This is a genomic window from Bradyrhizobium sp. CCGB12, from assembly GCF_024199845.1.
Taxonomy (GTDB): Bacteria; Pseudomonadota; Alphaproteobacteria; order Rhizobiales; family Xanthobacteraceae; genus Bradyrhizobium.
On sequence record NZ_JANADO010000001.1, the window covers coordinates 4,243,930 to 4,260,487 of the forward strand.

At 64.0% G+C, this 16,558-nt stretch carries 10 protein-coding genes and 1 pseudogene; 7 read left to right on the forward strand and 4 right to left on the reverse strand.

Features of this window, described 5'->3' with window-relative positions:
• Positions 1 to 109: 109 nt before the first annotated feature.
• Together NLM27_RS19955 and NLM27_RS19960 are read left to right on the forward strand one after the other, a co-directional pair.
• Entirely contained in the window at positions 110 to 880 is a 771-nt protein-coding gene (locus tag NLM27_RS19955; protein WP_254144929.1) for an SDR family NAD(P)-dependent oxidoreductase, read from the forward strand.
• A 207-nt stretch (positions 881 to 1,087) separates the two neighbouring features.
• Positions 1,088 to 2,053: an integrase core domain-containing protein gene (locus NLM27_RS19960; RefSeq protein ID WP_254144930.1), complete on the forward strand. Its 966-nt coding sequence runs from the start codon at positions 1,088 to 1,090 to the stop codon at positions 2,051 to 2,053.
• A gap of 135 nt (positions 2,054 to 2,188) precedes the next feature.
• Here the strand turns inward: NLM27_RS19960 and NLM27_RS19965 are convergent, their stop codons facing one another.
• Genes NLM27_RS19965 through NLM27_RS19975 form a run of 3 tightly spaced genes read right to left on the reverse strand, consistent with a single transcriptional unit; the run spans position 2,189 to position 7,834 of the window.
• Complete coding sequence (locus NLM27_RS19965; RefSeq protein ID WP_254144931.1) at positions 2,189 to 5,563, reverse strand: error-prone DNA polymerase; 3,375 nt, start codon at positions 5,561 to 5,563, stop codon at positions 2,189 to 2,191.
• Positions 5,560 to 7,149: a DNA polymerase Y family protein gene (locus NLM27_RS19970; RefSeq protein WP_254144932.1), complete on the reverse strand. Its 1,590-nt coding sequence runs from the start codon at positions 7,147 to 7,149 to the stop codon at positions 5,560 to 5,562. Before NLM27_RS19970 ends, NLM27_RS19965 begins: the two co-directional genes overlap by 4 nt.
• Positions 7,049 to 7,834 (reverse strand): ImuA family protein, encoded by a 786-nt coding sequence (locus NLM27_RS19975; RefSeq protein WP_254144933.1) that lies wholly within the window; start codon positions 7,832 to 7,834, stop codon positions 7,049 to 7,051. The genes NLM27_RS19970 and NLM27_RS19975 overlap by 101 nt, the downstream gene beginning before the upstream one ends.
• A 163-nt stretch (positions 7,835 to 7,997) precedes the next feature.
• Here NLM27_RS19975 and NLM27_RS19980 point away from each other — a divergent pair, with 163 nt between their 5' ends.
• The 3 genes from NLM27_RS19980 (at position 7,998) to NLM27_RS19990 (ending at position 12,402) form a co-directional block, all read left to right on the forward strand.
• Positions 7,998 to 9,233: a putative DNA modification/repair radical SAM protein gene (locus NLM27_RS19980; protein WP_254144934.1), complete on the forward strand. Its 1,236-nt coding sequence runs from the start codon at positions 7,998 to 8,000 to the stop codon at positions 9,231 to 9,233.
• Positions 9,233 to 10,675: a UdgX family uracil-DNA binding protein gene (locus tag NLM27_RS19985; protein WP_254144935.1), complete on the forward strand. Its 1,443-nt coding sequence runs from the start codon at positions 9,233 to 9,235 to the stop codon at positions 10,673 to 10,675. The genes NLM27_RS19980 and NLM27_RS19985 overlap by 1 nt, the downstream gene beginning before the upstream one ends.
• A 98-nt stretch (positions 10,676 to 10,773) precedes the next feature.
• Positions 10,774 to 12,402 (forward strand): inorganic phosphate transporter, encoded by a 1,629-nt coding sequence (locus NLM27_RS19990; protein WP_254144936.1) that lies wholly within the window; start codon positions 10,774 to 10,776, stop codon positions 12,400 to 12,402.
• A 79-nt stretch (positions 12,403 to 12,481) separates the two neighbouring features.
• Here NLM27_RS19990 and NLM27_RS19995 read toward each other — a convergent pair whose 3' ends face one another.
• A complete protein-coding gene (locus NLM27_RS19995) occupies positions 12,482 to 13,654 on the reverse strand; it encodes a M20 aminoacylase family protein (RefSeq protein ID WP_254144937.1) in 1,173 nt (390 codons plus the stop codon).
• 174 nt (positions 13,655 to 13,828) lie between these two features.
• Between NLM27_RS19995 and NLM27_RS20000 the strand changes: the two are divergent.
• Positions 13,829 to 15,445: pseudogene (locus NLM27_RS20000) on the forward strand (GMC family oxidoreductase); the annotation flags it as partial.
• Positions 15,446 to 15,552: 107 nt separating this feature from the next.
• Complete coding sequence (locus NLM27_RS20005) at positions 15,553 to 16,434, forward strand: alpha/beta fold hydrolase (RefSeq protein WP_254144938.1); 882 nt, start codon at positions 15,553 to 15,555, stop codon at positions 16,432 to 16,434.
• Positions 16,435 to 16,558 lie beyond the last annotated feature (124 nt).

Consider the following 16,558-nt stretch of genomic DNA (forward strand, 5'->3'; position numbering starts at 1 on the left):
GGATGCAGTTCTGGATTGCTTCGCTGCGCTCGCAATGACGGTGTGGAGGCTTCTGTGGGTCTGCTGAAACAGTTACACTCTTTGCACCAACAACAAGGAAAACCAGACAATGGATCTCGGCCTCAAGGGAAAGAACGCCATCGTGCTCGGCGGCACGCGCGGCATCGGGCGGGCGATTGCGGCAACGCTTGCCGGTGAAGGCGCCAATGTGGCGGTGTGCGCGCGCAACGCCGATCAGGTTGCGGTTACCGTCACTGAACTGAAGGCGAGCGGAATCCGCGCCATTGGTGGCCCGGTCGACGTCACCGACGGCGCGGCGCTGAAAGCCTGGATCGAGAACGCGGCAAAGGAGCTCGGCGGCATCGACTTGCTATTCTCCAATGCCGGCGCGATGGCGCAGGGCGGCGATCCCGCATCCTGGGAGCAGAATTTCCGGCTCGACGTGCTCGGTGCCGTGCACGCGTTCGACGCCGCGCGGCCGTTCCTCGAAGCCAGCGGCGCGAGCAGCGGCGATTCCGCCTTCGTGATCATCTCGTCGATCTCCGCGGCACAGGCGGACACGGCCAGCTCCTACGGTCCGATCAAGGCGGCGCTGATCCATATGGCCAAGGGACTGGCGCGGCAATACGCGAAGAAGAAGATCCGGGTCAACGTGGTGTCGCCCGGCACGGTCTATTTCAAGGGCGGCGTCTGGGAAATGGTCGAGCAGAACATGCCCGAGCGTTACAACGACGCGATGAAGCGCAATCCGACGGGCCGGATGGCCACGCCGCAGGAAATCGCGAGCGCGGCGGTGTTTCTGGCGAGCCCGGTGTCATCGTTCACGACGGGCTCCAATCTCGTCGTGGACGGCGCGATCTCGAACCGGGTGAATTTTTAGGACGTCCGTCCGGAACTCCCTCCACCGTCATGGCCGGGCTTGACCCGGCCATCCACGCGTCACTGCGCATCCAGAAAGACGTGGATGCCCGGGTCAAGCCCGGGCATGACGACTGTGGGTGGGGCGCGCGCCGCCGCAACAAATTCGTCATTGCTGTGCAAGTTCACTAATTCGCTGATCGAATCCGTTCCCAGCGTGGAGGATCCGATGCGCGACAACAGCTTCGACCGGACGATTGAGCGGAATTATCTTCAGAAGTGGCGGTTCCTGATCGCCGAGTATGAGGAGGTGAAGGCCGGGCGGTCGGCGACGTTCCGCCGGGTGGGAGACTTCTACAAGCACCACGGCACCTGCTCGCAGACCTTCCGGAAGTACTACAACCGCTACCTGCGGAGCGGCGCGGAGGCTGACCTGTTGCCGCAACGCCGCGGACCGAAGTGGCGCGAGCGCCGCGAGCCGCAAGGCATCGAGGCGGAGATCGTTGCTTGCCGAACGCGCGGCATGAACCGGTACGAGGTCCACGCTGCCTTGCGCGAACGGCGAGATACGGTACCGTCGCTCTCGACCATCTACCGGGTCTTCAAACGCAATCAGCTCAACCGCCGCACCCCGACGATGCGCGAGGAGAAACGTCGTATTATCAAGGACAAGATCGGCGAGCTCGGCCATGTCGACCTGCACCAGCTGTCCCGCGACATGTTCCTGGCGCCCCCCTCAAGCCCCGCCTTTATCGTCAGCCTGGTCGACAGTTGCTCGCGCCTGGCCTGGGCCGAGGTGCTGACTTCAAAAAAGGCCCTGCCGGTCATGTTTAAGACCTTGAAGATGATCAACACGCTCAACGTCACCTATGGGATCCAGTTTGCCGAGATCCTGTCCGACAACGGCGCGGAGTTCGCATCCCGCAACACGCCTGAAGAGCATCCCTTCGAGGCCATGCTGATCGAGCTCGGCATCAAGCATCGCTACACCAGACCCTACCGGCCGCAGACCAACGGCAAGGTCGAACGCTTCTGGCGAAACCTGGACGACGACGTCATCGAAGGCGCAACCTTCGATAACCTGGACCACTTCGCCAACGAGCTGTTCGAGTACGTGATCTACTACAATAACTTCAGGCCCCATCAGGCCCTCGGCGGCAAGACACCGAAGGAATTTGCCGAGGCCCAGACCTAAACTATTCGATCAGCGAATTAGTGAACTTGCACAATTGCGAGCGCAGCGAAGCAATCCAGACTGCCACCGCGGAAGGATTCTGGATTGCTTCGCTGCGCTCGCAATGACGGCGTGGCGGTGGCTCGCGCCACATCTTCAATGAAAGTCCCGTGACGGCGGCAGGATGCGGACGTTGCGGGGGTGGCGGATTTTTTGCGCCGGCATATCGGCATGTGCACGGGGGTCGTCGTTGAGCGGTTCGACCACGGTGGTGCCTGCCGGCAACGGATGCTTGCTACTCAGGGCATCGTTGGCAAGGCCGACCAGATCGTGCGAGCGGTCGATCATGCGCTGGGCGATGAGATGCGTTACCTTTTCCGGGCTGCTCTGGATATAGCCTTCGACCAGGATGAGGCGCGCGCCCATCACCTCCTTGCGATACTGCTCCATGATCTTGGGCCAGACCACGACATTGGCGATGCCGGTCTCGTCCTCCAGCGTCATGAACACGACGCCGCTAGCGCTGCCCGGCCGCTGCCGCACCAAGACCACGCCGGCGCAGCGGACGCGGCGACGCTCGTTCTCATGGCTGACATCCTTGCAGGCGATGACGCGCTCGCGCGAAAACATTTCGCGCAAGAACTCCATCGGATGCCCCTTCAGCGACAGGCGGATGGTCTGGTAGTCGGCGACGACCTGCTCGGAACGCGGCATCACCGGCAATGGTTTTGCGCCCTCGTCCGGCTGCTCGCGCGCGGTGGCCGCCTCGAACAGCGGCAGCGGCACGTCGTCGGGTAGCCGCCGCACCTGCCATAGCGCCTCGCGGCGGTCGAGCCCGAGCGAGCGGAAGGCGTCGGCATCCGCCAGCAGGATCAGCGCGCGCTTGGGCAGGCCGGTGTCGCGGGCGAAGTCTTCGAGCGAGGTAAAGGGACGGCGGTTGCGGGCGGCGACGGTACGGTCGGCCCAGTCTTCCGGGCTGACGTATGCTTTGGCTTGCCGCTTCGCCTGTTCTTTCTTGAGGAATTCATCATCCGGATCCAGCCAGTGGAAGCCGTCGATCTGGCGGAAACCCAGGCGTACGGCGCAATGGTCTCCATCCCGATCCTCTAGCGTGCTCTGCGCGAAACTATGCGAAACATCTATCGGACGAATCTTGACCTTGTTCTTGATCGCATCTCCAACGATCTGCGCTGGCGCGTAAAAACCCATCGGCTGCGAGTTCAGGAGGCCGCAGCAGAAGGCATCGGGGTGGTGATGCTTTAGCCATGACGAGATATAGACGAGTTGTGCGAAGCTCGCAGCGTGACTCTCCGGGAAACCGTAGGAGCCAAAGCCCTTGATCTGTTCGAAACAATTCTTGGCGAATTCCGGCGCATAGCCGCGCGCGATCATTTTACTGATCATCTTGTCTTCAAACTTGCCGATGGTCCCGACGTTGCGGAATGTTGCCATCGCGCGGCGCAGACCATTCGCCTCCTCAGGAGTAAAGTGCGCCGCTTCGATTGCGATCCGCATCGCCTGTTCCTGAAAAAGAGGAACGCCAAGCGTCTTGTGCAAGACTTTGTAGAGTTCATCTGGTTCACCATGCTCTGGTGACGGAGCCGGATATCTTTCCTCCTCTTCACCGTTTCGCCGACGCAAATACGGATGCACCATGTCGCCCTGGATCGGCCCCGGCCGCACGATCGCAACTTCGATCACGAGATCGTAGAACGTCCGCGGCTTCAGGCGCGGCAGCATATTCATCTGCGCGCGGCTTTCGACCTGGAAAACGCCGAGCGACTCCCCGTCACATAGCATGTCGTAGACCTTGGGATCGTCCTGCGGCACGCTCGCCAGCACCCAACGTTTGCCCTTGTGGTCCGCGATCAAGTCAAAACATTTGCGGATGCAAGTCAGCATGCCCAGCGCGAGCACGTCGACCTTCATCATGCTGAGCGCGTCGACGTCGTCCTTGTCCCATTCGATGAAGGTGCGATCGTCCATCGCGGCGTTGCCGATCGGCACATAGGTGTCGAGCCGGTCCTGCGTGAGCACATAGCCGCCGACATGCTGGGAGAGATGGCGCGGGAATTCGATCAACTCGGTCGCAAGCTCGACCGCGAGGTTGATCATGGGATTTTTGGGATCGAGCCCGGCCTGCCTGACCTGCATGTCGTTGAGGCCCTTGCCCCAGCTTCCCCACACGGTGTCGGCAAGCGCGGCGGTGACGTCCTCGGTCAGGCCCAGCGCCTTGCCGACGTCGCGGATGGCGCTGCGCGGGCGATAATGGATGACGGTGGCGATGATCGCCGCACGATGACGACCGTAGCGGCGATAGACATATTGCATCACCTCCTCGCGCCGCGAATGCTCAAAATCGACGTCGATATCGGGCGGCTCCAACCGCTCCTTGGAGATGAAGCGCTCGAACAACAGATCGACCTTGGTCGGATCGACCGAGGTGATACCGAGCACGTAGCAGACGGCCGAGTTCGCCGCCGAGCCGCGGCCCTGGCACAGGATGTTCTGGCTGCGCGCGTAATGCACGATGTCGTGCACGGTGAGAAAGTAGTGCGCGTATTTCAGCTCGGCGATCAGCGCGAGTTCCTTGTTGAGCGTCGCGCGCAGCTTGTCGTCGATCTTACCGCTGAAATATTTGTCGACGCCCGCCCAGGTCAAATCCTCCAGATGCCCTTGCGCGGTCTTGCCCGGCGGCACCGGCTCGTCCGGATACTGGTATTTGAGCTGATCGAGCGAGAAGTCGATCTTGTCCGCAAAGCGCATGGTCTCCGCGACCGCCTCGGGGAAATCGCGGAACAGCCGCGCCATTTCTCGCGGCGCCTTCAAAAACCTCTCCGCATTGGCCTCGAGCTTTCTCCCGATCGCCTCGATCGTGGTCTTTTCCCGGATACAGGTCAGCACGTCCTGGAGCGGACGGCGGCCGGGATCGTGATAGAGCACCTCGTTGGTTGCGAGCAGCGGCACTTTTGCTTTGGTGGCGAGATCATCGAGGCGCGCGAGGCGGCGCCGGTCGTCGCCGCGATAGATCAGGCTCGCCGCCAGCCACACGCCCGCGGCGCGGCTATCCCTGAGCTTTGCCAGAACATCCAGCGCCGGAGCCGGCTCGAAACGATGCGGCAATGTCAGGATCAGCAACTGGCCTTCCGCAAATTCCACGAAGTCGGCAAAGGTGAGACGGCACTCGCCCTTCTCGATCCGCGTGATGTCGTCGCCGCGCTTGCCCCTGGTGAGAAGCTGGCACAGCCGGCCATAGGCGGCGCGATCGCGCGGATAGACCAGGATATCGGGCGTGCCGTCGATGAAGACGATGCGAGCGCCGATCAAAAGCTTCGGCTTGTGCAGCACCTTGTCATTGTCGAGCTCCTTGTAGGCCCGTACCACGCCGGCGAGCGTGTTGTGATCGGCGATGCCGATCGCGGGAATGCCGAGGATGCTGGCCTGATGCACATAGGCGCGCGGATCAGAGCCGCCGCGCAGGAAGGAGAAATTGGTGGTGATGCCGATCTCGGCATAAGCAGGGGTGTTCATGCGAAGAGACCGTGCACATACCAGCTGGGAGGAACGGGCTTGCCGTCGTCATCGAAGCACTCCCCCTCATAAAGTCCGTCACGAAAGATCCAGAAGCGCAGGCCTTCGGCATCCTCGATGCGGAAATAATCCCGCGTCAGCTGCTTGCCGTCCTGCCGCCACCACTCCATCGCGATGCGCTCGGGCCCCTCCACCCGCACCACCGCATGCAACGCGCGGCGCCAGGTGAATTGATGCGGCGGACCATCCGGCACGGTCGCGAACGGCACCTTGATCGGCTCCGGCTTGTCGAACAGCCGCAACGGGCGCAGCGGCGGCTCGCTCTCGGCACGATCAGGCCATTCGGCCTGCATGGCAGCAGCGAGATGATGCTGCGCCGGCGCGGCCAGCACCGCACATTCGGGTATATGGGTATCCTCAGGCAGGTGCACGACGACGCGCTTGCCGCCGATGCGCGCAGCGATGCGGTCGATCAGCGCGGCAAGCTCGTCATTGTCGTGGACATGGGCGTCGAGATCGTGCTGCTCCTGCACCACGATCTCGGTGCGGCTCGCCGACAGCCGCACCATGTCGAAGCCGAAACCGGGATCGAGGGGATCGGCGAGCGCATCTAACCGCTCGCGGAACAGCCGGTCGATGACTGCACTTCGCGTCACAGGACGTCCGGTCTCGACCGTGATCGCGCGCACCACGCCGTCGGTGCGGAAGAACGCAGCCTCCAGGCGCCGCGCGCCCTTGCCCTGCTTCTCCATGGACGTAACAAGCGTGTCCGCCAGCCGCGACAGTGTCATCGCGATCATGGTGTCGGTCGCAATCGGCTCGGCAAAACGTTTCTCCACGATGTAATCGGGCAGCAGCTTTCGCGGATTGATCGGCGCATCGCCCTGCCCCAGCGCATGCGCGAGCAGCGTGGAGAAGTGCGCGCCGAACCGCGCCGTGATCTCGCTCGGCGTGCGCGAGGCGACATCGCCAATGGTCTTCAGGCCGGCGCGGCGCAGGCCGGCGGTGATGGTCTCGCCTGCGCCGAGCGCGGATATCGGAAACCGGCTGATCGCCTCCACCTCCTCGCCATCGGCCACAATGCTACCCGTGGCCTGCCGCGTCAGCGTGCGCGCGCAGACCGAGGTGCCCGCGATCGCCGCGCTGACGGCAAAACCCTGCCGAGCCAATGCGCGAACCAATGTCCGTAACAACGCGGCTTCGCCGCCGAACAGATGCGCGCAGCCGGTGATGTCAAGGAACAGGCCATGCGGGGGATCGAGCGCCACCAGGGGCGTGAAGCGATCGCACCAGTCGGCGATGTCGCTGAGCGTCTTCGCATCGGCGACGGTATCGGCGTCGAACACACGCAAGTCCGGACACATCGCTCGCGCATTGGCCAAGGGCTGGCCGATATGCAGCCCTAGGCGCTCGGCGACCTCATCCAGCGAATGGATCACCAGCGCATTGTTGTCCTTGATGACGACAATGCTGGGATCATTGGTGTTACCCCGCCCGGCGTTGAAGAAACGCTGGATCCGGTCGATGGGCAGACGCGGCAGCCACAGGCTGAGGATACGTCGACGGCTCACTGAACTGGCACTCATCACATTTCCATTCCATGATCCATCGGCCGCACGGGCCATGACGATTGCGCAAGAGCTCGGCATCGAAACACGGCGCACCCCAGGCACTCCACACCGGGCCCGGCGGCGAATGTGCCGCGCGCAGCATCCATCTGGTCTCGGCAGTCGACGGCAAAGGCTGCGCGGCCATCCGCAGCATCAGCCCGGTGACACCGGAGCCTTGCGCGGCGAGCGTCAGCTTGCGGCTCGCCACCAGATCGAACTGCCTGGTCTCGCCCCAGAGCTCGAGCACCACGGCGCCGAGCGCATCGCAGGCGAGCGCGTCCGCCGAGGTGCGCAGTGCGCTCTCGACATCGGCGGCGCGCACCATCACCACGCGGCGCGGATCTAGGCCGAACTCGGCAAGCCCGCTCATCGACAGCGCACCCATTTCGATTTCCGAAAAATCCTGCCGCACCCACAACAGCGGCTTGCGTGCCGTCACGCGGCCTGCAAGCCCGGTGACAAAACCCGTTGCGGCGGCGCCTTGGCGCCCCTCGCAAAACACCTCGTGGATCGCCGCGCGTGCGAGCCCGCCCTTCAGCGTGCCGTCCGCCTCGCTGTGGCCGAGCGCGACGCGGTCGTGCTGATGCACGACCTCCGCCGTCTCGATGCGCTCGATCTGGCCGCGCAACATCGCAAGCGCGCTTCCACGTGCGCCGCTCATATACGCCGCTCCTTCAGAGGTGATTGCCGGTGGCTCTCGAAAAGAGAACCAGCGGCTGGCTCATTTGTTCATGATATGTTCTAATATAAAGCTAACGGCGGCCGGGGAGTCAATCGAATTGGTGCTCATCCGGATTCGTGAGTTGAATCAAAGGGATTCCACGATGGACGTACAACGCAAGCTGGAAATTCTGGCAGATGCCGCCAAGTACGACGCGTCCTGCGCCTCCAGCGGCACCGAGAAGCGGGATTCCAGTGACGGTAAGGGCATGGGCTCGACCGCGCCCGGCATGGGCATCTGTCATTCCTACGCACCCGATGGACGCTGCATCTCGCTGCTCAAGGTGCTGCTGACCAATGCCTGCAACTACGATTGCCTCTATTGCGTCAACCGCGCCTCCTCCAACGTCCCGCGCGCCCGCTTCACCATCGACGAATTGGTCAAGCTGACGCTCGACTTCTACCGGCGCAATTACATCGAAGGGCTCTTCCTCTCCTCGGGCATCATCCGCAGCCCCGACTATACGATGGAGCAGGTCGTCAGTGTCGCGCGAAAACTGCGCGAGGAGCATCACTTCCGCGGCTACATTCACTTGAAGACCATTCCGGAGGCCGACGACGCGCTGATCGCGGAAGCCGGCAAATATGCCGACCGTCTCTCCATCAACATCGAGATGCCTGAGGAGACGAGCCTGCAGCAATTCGCGCCGGAGAAGGACGTGCGTGCGATCCGCCGCACCATGGGCCGGCTGCGGTTGAAGCTGGATGAAGCCGAGGAAGGTCGCATCGCGAGAACGAAAGCGAAGCCGCAGCGCTTCGCGCCGGCCGGGCAAAGCACGCAGATGATCGTTGGCGCCGACAGCGCCAATGACCATACCATTCTCCACACCAGCGCCAATCTCTACGGCGCCTACAGGCTGCGGCGCGTCTACTATTCCGCCTTCAGCCCGATCCCCGATGCCAGCCGCGCCTTGCCCCTGCGCGCGCCGCCCTTGCTGCGCGAGCACCGGCTCTACCAGGCCGATTGGCTGATGCGGTTCTACGGCTTCGACGTTGCGGAGATCGTCGACGACAGCGCGATGCTGCCGCTGGACATCGATCCAAAACTCGCCTGGGCGCTGCGCCATCGCGATCGCTTTCCACTCGACGTCAACCGCGCCAGCCGCGAGGAATTGCTGCGCGTGCCGGGCTTCGGCACCAAGGCCGTCGACCGCATCATCGCAGCACGGCGCACCACTACGATCCGCGTGGCCGATCTCGCGCGACTGCATGTGCCCCGCAACAAGGCGCTGCCGTTCATCGTCCTCAGCGATCACCGCCCCTCACCGCATCGGCTCGATGCGGCCGGGCTCATCGAACGGTTCAAGCCGAAGGCAACACAACTGGGGTTTGGCTTCTGATGCAGTACATCACCCTCGACACCGAAACCGATTTCGATGGCTGGCGCAAAGCCGCACGTACGCTTGTGCTGCATCACGTGGAGCCGCGCGATATCACCTGGGCCGTGCAGGGCGACGAAGCCGATTTGTTCGCACCGCCCTCGCCGTCTCCGATACTCGAAGTGAATGATGGCACCTTCAACGTGCCGGCAAAATTCGTCGAGCTCGCCAAGGCCGTGATCCTGCATCGCGATGGCGAGCGTTTCGCGATCCTCTATCGCCTGCTCTGGCGTCTGAAGGACAATCACGATCTCATCGAGGTCGCCACCGATCCCGATGTCGCGCAAGTCACGGCCATGGCGAAGGCGGTCTATCGCGACGAGCACAAGATGCATGCCTTCGTGCGCTTCCGCGAGATCGGCAGGGAACGCGAGGCGCATTACGTCGCCTGGTTCGAGCCGGAGCATCACATCGTCGAGCTCGCCGCCCCGTTCTTCGCCAAGCGCTTTGCCGACATGCCCTGGTCGATCCTGACACCAGATCTGTGTGCGCATTGGGATGGCCACGCGCTCTCGTTCACACCGGGCGTCAGCAAGCGCGAAGCACCGAACGAAGACCGGCTGGAGGAAACCTGGCGGCGCTACTATGCCAGCATCTTCAATCCGGCCCGGCTCAAGGTGAAGGCGATGCAGGCCGAAATGCCGAAGAAATACTGGAGGAACCTGCCCGAGGCTTCGATCATTAAGCCTCTGATCGAGGACGCCGAGCGCATGACCGGCGCCATGATCGCCAATGCCGCAACCGACCCGCACAAGCCTCAGAAGCGGCCGGAGGCTCCAATGAAACGCAAGACCACGGCCGACGATCTCGAAGCGCTCCGCGAGGAAGCCGCGCATTGCCGCGCCTGCCCTCTCTACAAGGACGCAACCCAGACCGTGTTCGGCGAGGGGCCGAGATCCGCCAACATCATACTGGTCGGCGAGCAGCCCGGCGACAAGGAAGACCTCGCCGGCCATCCCTTCGTCGGCCCGGCCGGCCAGATGCTCGACCGCGCGCTCGAGGAAGCCGGCGTCGACCGCAAGAAGGTCTATGTCACCAACGCGGTCAAACACTTCAAATTCGTACCGCGGGGAAAAATCCGCCTGCACCAGAAGCCGAATACGCCGGAGATCCGGGCGTGCCGGCCATGGTTCGAGCGGGAAGTTTCGGCAATCCAGCCTGACCTCATCGTGGCGATGGGTGCCACAGCCGCGCAAAGCGTGTTCGGCAAGATCACCCCTGTAGGCAAGACCCGCGGGCGGCTCATCGACCTTCCCGACGGGCGCAAGGCTTTGGTGACGGTGCACCCGTCCTACCTGCTGCGGCTGCCTGATCCGGAGGCCAAGGTGCTGGAATATCAGCGCTTTGTTGAAGATCTGAGGATCGCAGCCGGCCTCCAGAAGAAGGCGGCGCGGGCTGCCTAAATACTGGCAGGAAAACGGCTTTCAAGCCCCGGTTGTCATCCGGCCTTCAAATCCATCGCGGACAATACCCTTACTTTAAAGTTAAGGGGCGTCCAGACATGACCGATGTTGCATTCGACCGCGCGGTAGCCGATCCCGCGCCGATTCAGCCGGCCTCGCGGCCAAATCTCGACAAGGGCTTCAATCCGCTGACGATGATCCTGTTCTTCGGCATCCTCGCCGCGGGCCTGCTGTTCGTCGCCTACAGCATCTATGCCGACATCAACGCGACTGGCGCGCGGGTGACGAGCTACCTGCCCTACATCCTGCTGTTCGTCGCGCTCCTGATCGCGCTCGGCTTCGAATTCGTCAACGGCTTCCACGACACCGCCAATGCGGTGGCGACCGTGATCTACACGCATTCGCTGCCGGCCGAAGTCGCGGTGATGTGGTCGGGCTTCTTCAACTTCCTCGGCGTGCTCCTGTCCTCCGGCGCGGTCGCCTTCGGCATCGTCTCGCTGCTGCCAGTCGAGCTGATCCTCCAGGTCGGCTCCAGCGCCGGCTTCGCCATGGTGTTCGCGCTTCTGATCGCCGCGATCCTATGGAATCTCGGCACCTGGTTCTTCGGCCTGCCCGCCTCCTCCTCGCACACGCTGATCGGCTCGATCATCGGCGTCGGCGTCGCCAACGCCGTCATGCGCGGCCGCGACGGCACCTCGGGCGTGGACTGGACCAAGGCGACCGAGATCGGCTACGCGCTGCTGCTGTCGCCGCTGTTCGGCTTCATCTGCGCCGCCACGCTGCTGCTGCTGCTCAAGTTCATCGTGCGCAACCCGGCACTCTATGCCGCGCCCGAAGGCAACAAGGCGCCGCCGCTCTGGATCCGCGGCCTGCTGATCGCGACCTGCACCGGCGTCAGCTTCGCGCACGGCTCGAACGACGGCCAGAAGGGCATGGGCCTGATCATGCTGATCCTGATCGGCACCGTGCCGACGGCCTACGCGCTCAACCGCGCGCTGCCGGAATCCCAAGTCGCCCAGTTCCAGAAGACCTCGGAGGCCGCCTCCAAGGTGATCTCGGCGAAAGGCGCCGGCCACAGCATCATCGGCGATCCCCGTCCGGCGGTGACGCAGTACATCACGCTGCGTCACATCAACGAGGGCACCTATCCCTCGCTCGCCGTGCTGGTGAAGGACGTCGGCGATCAGGTTGCCAAATATGGTTCGCTGAACAAGGTTCCGGCGGAAGTCGTCGGCAACACCCGCAACGACATGTACCTGACGTCGGAAGCCATCCGCTTCCTGATGAAAGACAAGGAAAACGATCTCAGCAAGGACGAAGTCGCGGTACTCAACACCTACAAGGGCGCGCTCGACTCCGCCACGAAGTTCATCCCGAACTGGGTGAAGATCGCCGTCGCCATCGCTCTCGGCCTTGGCACCATGATCGGCTGGAAGCGCATCGTCATCACCGTCGGCGAGAAGATCGGCAAGAGCCATCTCACCTACGCGCAAGGCGCCTCGGCCGAGCTCGTGGCCGCCGCCACGATCGGCGCCGCCGACGTGTTCGGTCTGCCGGTCTCGACCACGCACGTGCTGTCGTCCGGCGTCGCCGGCACCATGGCCGCGAACGGTTCGGGCCTGCAATGGTCGACGATCCGCAACCTGCTGATGGCCTGGGTGCTGACGCTGCCCTGCGCGATCATGCTGTCGGCCACGCTCTACGTGATCTTCTCGCGGATCTTCTAAAAGCCGATCAGATCATCCCGCAAAGACAAGGGGCCCGTGCGATGCGCGGGCCCCTTTCGCTTGTGCTCCGAATTCGGCCTTAGGACGCCGCGAGCGATTCCTCGACCAGCTTGACCCAGTAGGACGTGCCGAACACGATCGCCTCGTCGTTGAAATTGTAGGCGGGGTGATGCAGGCCGGCGCTGTCGCCGTTGCCGCAGAAGATGAAGGCGCCGGGTCGCGCCTCCAGCATGTAGGCGAAATCCTCGCCGCCCATCAGCGGCGGCATCTCATGCACGTTGGCCTCGCCCGCGACCTGCTTCGCAATGCGCCGCGCTACCTCGGTCTCGGCGGCGTGGTTGTTCACGACGGGATAGTTGCGCTTGTAGTGCAGGTCGATCTTGGCACCGGTGATCTGTGCGACGCCCGCGACCACCTCGCGTACGCGCTTCTCGATCAGCTTGCGCACCTCCGGCGACAGCGTGCGGATGGTGCCCCTCAGCGTCGCGGTCTGCGGAATGACGTTGCGGGCGTTGCCGGCGTGGAATTCGCAAATCGAGATCACCGCCGATTCCAGGGGATCGACGCTGCGCGCGACGATCGATTGCAAGGCGGTGATCACCTGCGCGCCGACCAATACGGAATCGATGCATTTGTGCGGACGCGCGGCGTGGCCGCCGAGGCCCTCGATCATGATGTCGACCTCGTCGGTCGCCGCCATGATCGGACCTGGCCGGATCGCGAACGAGCCGATTGGGATGCCCGGGCCGTTATGCATACCGTAGACCTGTTCGATGCCGAAGCGCTCCATCAGGCCGTCCTTGACCATGGCCGCGCCGCCGGCGCCGCCCTCCTCGGCCGGCTGGAAGATCACCACGGCATCGCCGGCGAAGTTGCGGGTCTCGGCGAGATAGCGCGCCGCCCCGAGCAGCATCGCTGTGTGGCCGTCATGGCCGCAGGCGTGCATCTTGCCGGGATTCTTGGAGGCGTAAGGCAGGTTGGTCTGCTCCTCGACCGGCAGCGCGTCCATGTCGGCACGCAGGCCGATCGTCTTCAGCCCCTCGCCGCCCGGCTTGCTGCCCTTGATCACACCGACCACGCCAGTCTGGCCGAGCCCGGTCACGACCTCGTCGCAGCCGAACTCGCGCAGGCGGTCCGCAACGAATGCTGCGGTGCGGTGAACATCGTACAGCAACTCCGGATGCTGATGGATGTCCCGGCGCCAGGCCTGAATATCGGGTTGGAGGTCGGCGACGCGGTTCACGATGGGCATGGAGGGTCTCGAGCTTTGTTGGAAGTGCAAGACTGTCTATCATGCAAGCGGCGGTCCACCTAACTCCCGCAGATCGAGGGTAGCCCTGTCCTCTCGTCATGGCCGGGCTTGTCCCGGTCGTCTTCGTCTGCCTATTAGGACGGAACGTTAAGTGACCATCCGGGTGGAAGCAGAATGCCGAGGCGGCTCGAAGGTGAGTTTGACTACATTGTCGTCGGGGCCGGCACGGCGGGCTGCATCCTCGCCAACCGGCTCTCGGCCGATCCAAAGAACAGGGTCCTCATTCTCGAAGCCGGCGGCGACGACAATTGGATCTGGTTCCACATCCCGGTCGGTTATCTCTTCGCGATCGGGAATCCGCGCTCGGACTGGATGTTCAAGACCGAGGCCGAGCCCGGGTTGAACGGCCGCGCACTCGCCTATCCCCGCGGCAAGGTGATCGGCGGCTGCTCGGCCATCAACGCCATGATCTCGATGCGCGGACAAGCCGCCGATTACGACCACTGGCGCCAGCTCGGCATGACCGGCTGGGGCTATGACGATGTGCTGCCGCTGTTCAAACGGCTGGAAGACCACTTCCTTGGGGCAAGCGAACATCACGGCGCCGGGGGCGGCTGGCGCATCGAGGCGCCGCGGCTGTCGTGGGACGTTCTCGACGCCGTCGGCGACGCCGCCGAGGAGATGGGCATCAAGCGCATCCCAGATTTCAACACCGGCGACAACGAAGGCACCAGCTATTTCCACGTCAACCAGAAGCGTGGCCGGCGCTGGTCGTCGGCGCGCGGCTTTCTCAAGCCCGCGCTGAACCGGGTGAACCTGCGGCTCGAGAAGCATGTGCTGGTCGACCGTCTCATCATCGAGCAGGGTCGCGCCGTCGGCGTGCGCTTCATCCAGAAGGGCGAGATCATCGAGGCGCGGGCGAAGGGAGAGGTGATCCTGTCGGCCGGCTCGATCGGCTCGGTGCAGGTGCTGCATCGCTCCGGCATTGGCCCGGCCGACTGGCTCTCGCCGCTCGGTATCGACATCGTGATGGACAAGCCCGGTGTGGGGCGCAACCTCCAGGATCACCTCCAGCAGCGCGCGATCTACAAGGTCGAGGGCGTGCGCACGCTGAACGAGACGTATTACAACCTTTTCCGCCGCGGCCTGATGGGGCTCGATTACGCCTTCCGTCGCCGCGGGCCGCTGACCATGGCGCCGTCGCAGCTCGGCATCTTCACGCGCTCGGATGCGACGCGCGCGCGCGCCAACATCCAGTTCCACGTGCAGCCGCTGTCGCTCGACAAGTTCGGCGATCCCCTGCACCGCTTCCCCGCCATTACCGTGAGCGCCTGCAATCTCCAGCCGACCTCGCGCGGCACGGTGCGGCTGCGCTCGGCGAGCCCGGACGAGAAGCCGATCATCGCGCCAAACTATCTGTCGACCGACGACGACCGCCAGGTCGGCGCCGACGCCATCCGCACCACGCGTCGGCTGATGCAGCAGAAAGCGCTCGCGCAGTATCGTCCGACTGAATACCTGCCCGGTCCCTCCGTCGGCGACGACGATGCCTCGCTCGCGAAGGCCGCCGGCGATATCGGCACCACGATCTTCCATCCCGTCGGCACCGCCAAGATGGGTGCGGTCAACGACCCGATGGCGGTGGTCGACGAGCGGCTACGTTTCTATGGCCTCAGCGGCCTGCGCATCGTCGATGCCTCGATCATGCCGACCATCACCTCAGGCAACACCAACACGCCGACGGCGATGATCGCCGAGAAAGGCGCGACGATGATCCTGGAGGATGCGAAGTTAAGGAACCCCCGTAGCCCGGATGGAGCGAAGCGCAATCCGGGAAGCTGCCGCAACATTGGCCCCGGATTACGCTGCGCTCCATCCGGGCTACTACGCATCACGCCATGATCAATCAACGCCGCTTTTCAATCGGTCCCTCCGACGCAGAGATCGCCATGCTGCAGTGGGGCGAGAGCGGGAAGCCGCCCGCCCTGCTCGTGCACGGGACCGGTTTCGTCGCCGACGTCTGGGACGAGGTCGCGCGCGATCTGGCATCGACCTACACCGTCTATGCGCTCGACCGCCGAGGCCATGGCGCCAGCCACAAGCCCGGCAGCTATCATTTCCTCGACTTTGCCGCCGACGTCTGCCGGGTGATCGATGCGCTCGATCTGCGCGACATCTATGGCATCGGCCACAGCGCGGGCGCGACCGATCTTCTGCTCGCGGCAAGGCTCCTGCCCGGACGTTTCACGCGCCTGTTCGTGATGGAGCCGACCATCATGGATCCGCGCGCGGCGCGCGCCGGAGGATTGGACGACGACTCCATCGCCCGCGTCGAGGGCGCGCTGCGCCGTCGGGCCGAGTTCGATAGCACTGAGGCCGTGTTCGAACGCTACCGCACATCGCCGACATTTGTGGATTGGACCGAGACCTCGCTGCGGGCCTATGTGCGCCATGGCTTCGTGCCGCTCGGCGATGGCCGGGTACGGCTCAGCTGCATGCCGGAGACCGAGGCGGCGATGCTGCGTCCGATCTACGAAGCGATGGCGCAGGTTTATGTCGGCGATGCCCGCGGCAATCCGTTTACCGGGCTCCCCGAGATCGACTGCCCGGTGCGCGTCGCAACCGCGGCGAAGTCGGGGCCGGTTTACAAGCTGATGGCCGCACGGGCCGTGTCGCTGATCCCGCGCGTAAGTACGCTGGTGTTCGAGGGCGCCGGGCATTGCGTGGCGCAGGAAATGCCGGCGGCCGTGGTGCAGGCCGTAAGGGAGTTCGCGGAATAGGTCTCTTGCGCCGGACGCGGCGCAGCACGAAGTGGTGCGCCGCTGAGCCGGGGCCCATCTCACCGCGTACCGCGCGGCTTTCTGGGTCCCGGCTCTGCGCAGCAACGCTCCGCGTTGCAGCGCG

Coding starts and splice junctions, on each gene's coding strand:
- NLM27_RS19990 (WP_254144936.1), top strand. CDS start 10,774: ATGACCGATGTTGCATTCGACCGCGCGGTAGCCGATCCCGCGCCGATT.
- NLM27_RS19975 (WP_254144933.1), bottom strand. CDS start 7,834: ATGAGCGGCGCACGTGGAAGCGCGCTTGCGATGTTGCGCGGCCAGATC.
- NLM27_RS20005 (WP_254144938.1), top strand. CDS start 15,553: ATGATCAATCAACGCCGCTTTTCAATCGGTCCCTCCGACGCAGAGATC.
- NLM27_RS19995 (WP_254144937.1), bottom strand. CDS start 13,654: ATGCCCATCGTGAACCGCGTCGCCGACCTCCAACCCGATATTCAGGCC.
- NLM27_RS19960 (WP_254144930.1), top strand. CDS start 1,088: ATGCGCGACAACAGCTTCGACCGGACGATTGAGCGGAATTATCTTCAG.
- NLM27_RS19955 (WP_254144929.1), top strand. CDS start 110: ATGGATCTCGGCCTCAAGGGAAAGAACGCCATCGTGCTCGGCGGCACG.
- NLM27_RS19980 (WP_254144934.1), top strand. CDS start 7,998: ATGGACGTACAACGCAAGCTGGAAATTCTGGCAGATGCCGCCAAGTAC.
- NLM27_RS19965 (WP_254144931.1), bottom strand. CDS start 5,563: ATGAACACCCCTGCTTATGCCGAGATCGGCATCACCACCAATTTCTCC.
- NLM27_RS19970 (WP_254144932.1), bottom strand. CDS start 7,149: ATGAGTGCCAGTTCAGTGAGCCGTCGACGTATCCTCAGCCTGTGGCTG.
- NLM27_RS19985 (WP_254144935.1), top strand. CDS start 9,233: ATGCAGTACATCACCCTCGACACCGAAACCGATTTCGATGGCTGGCGC.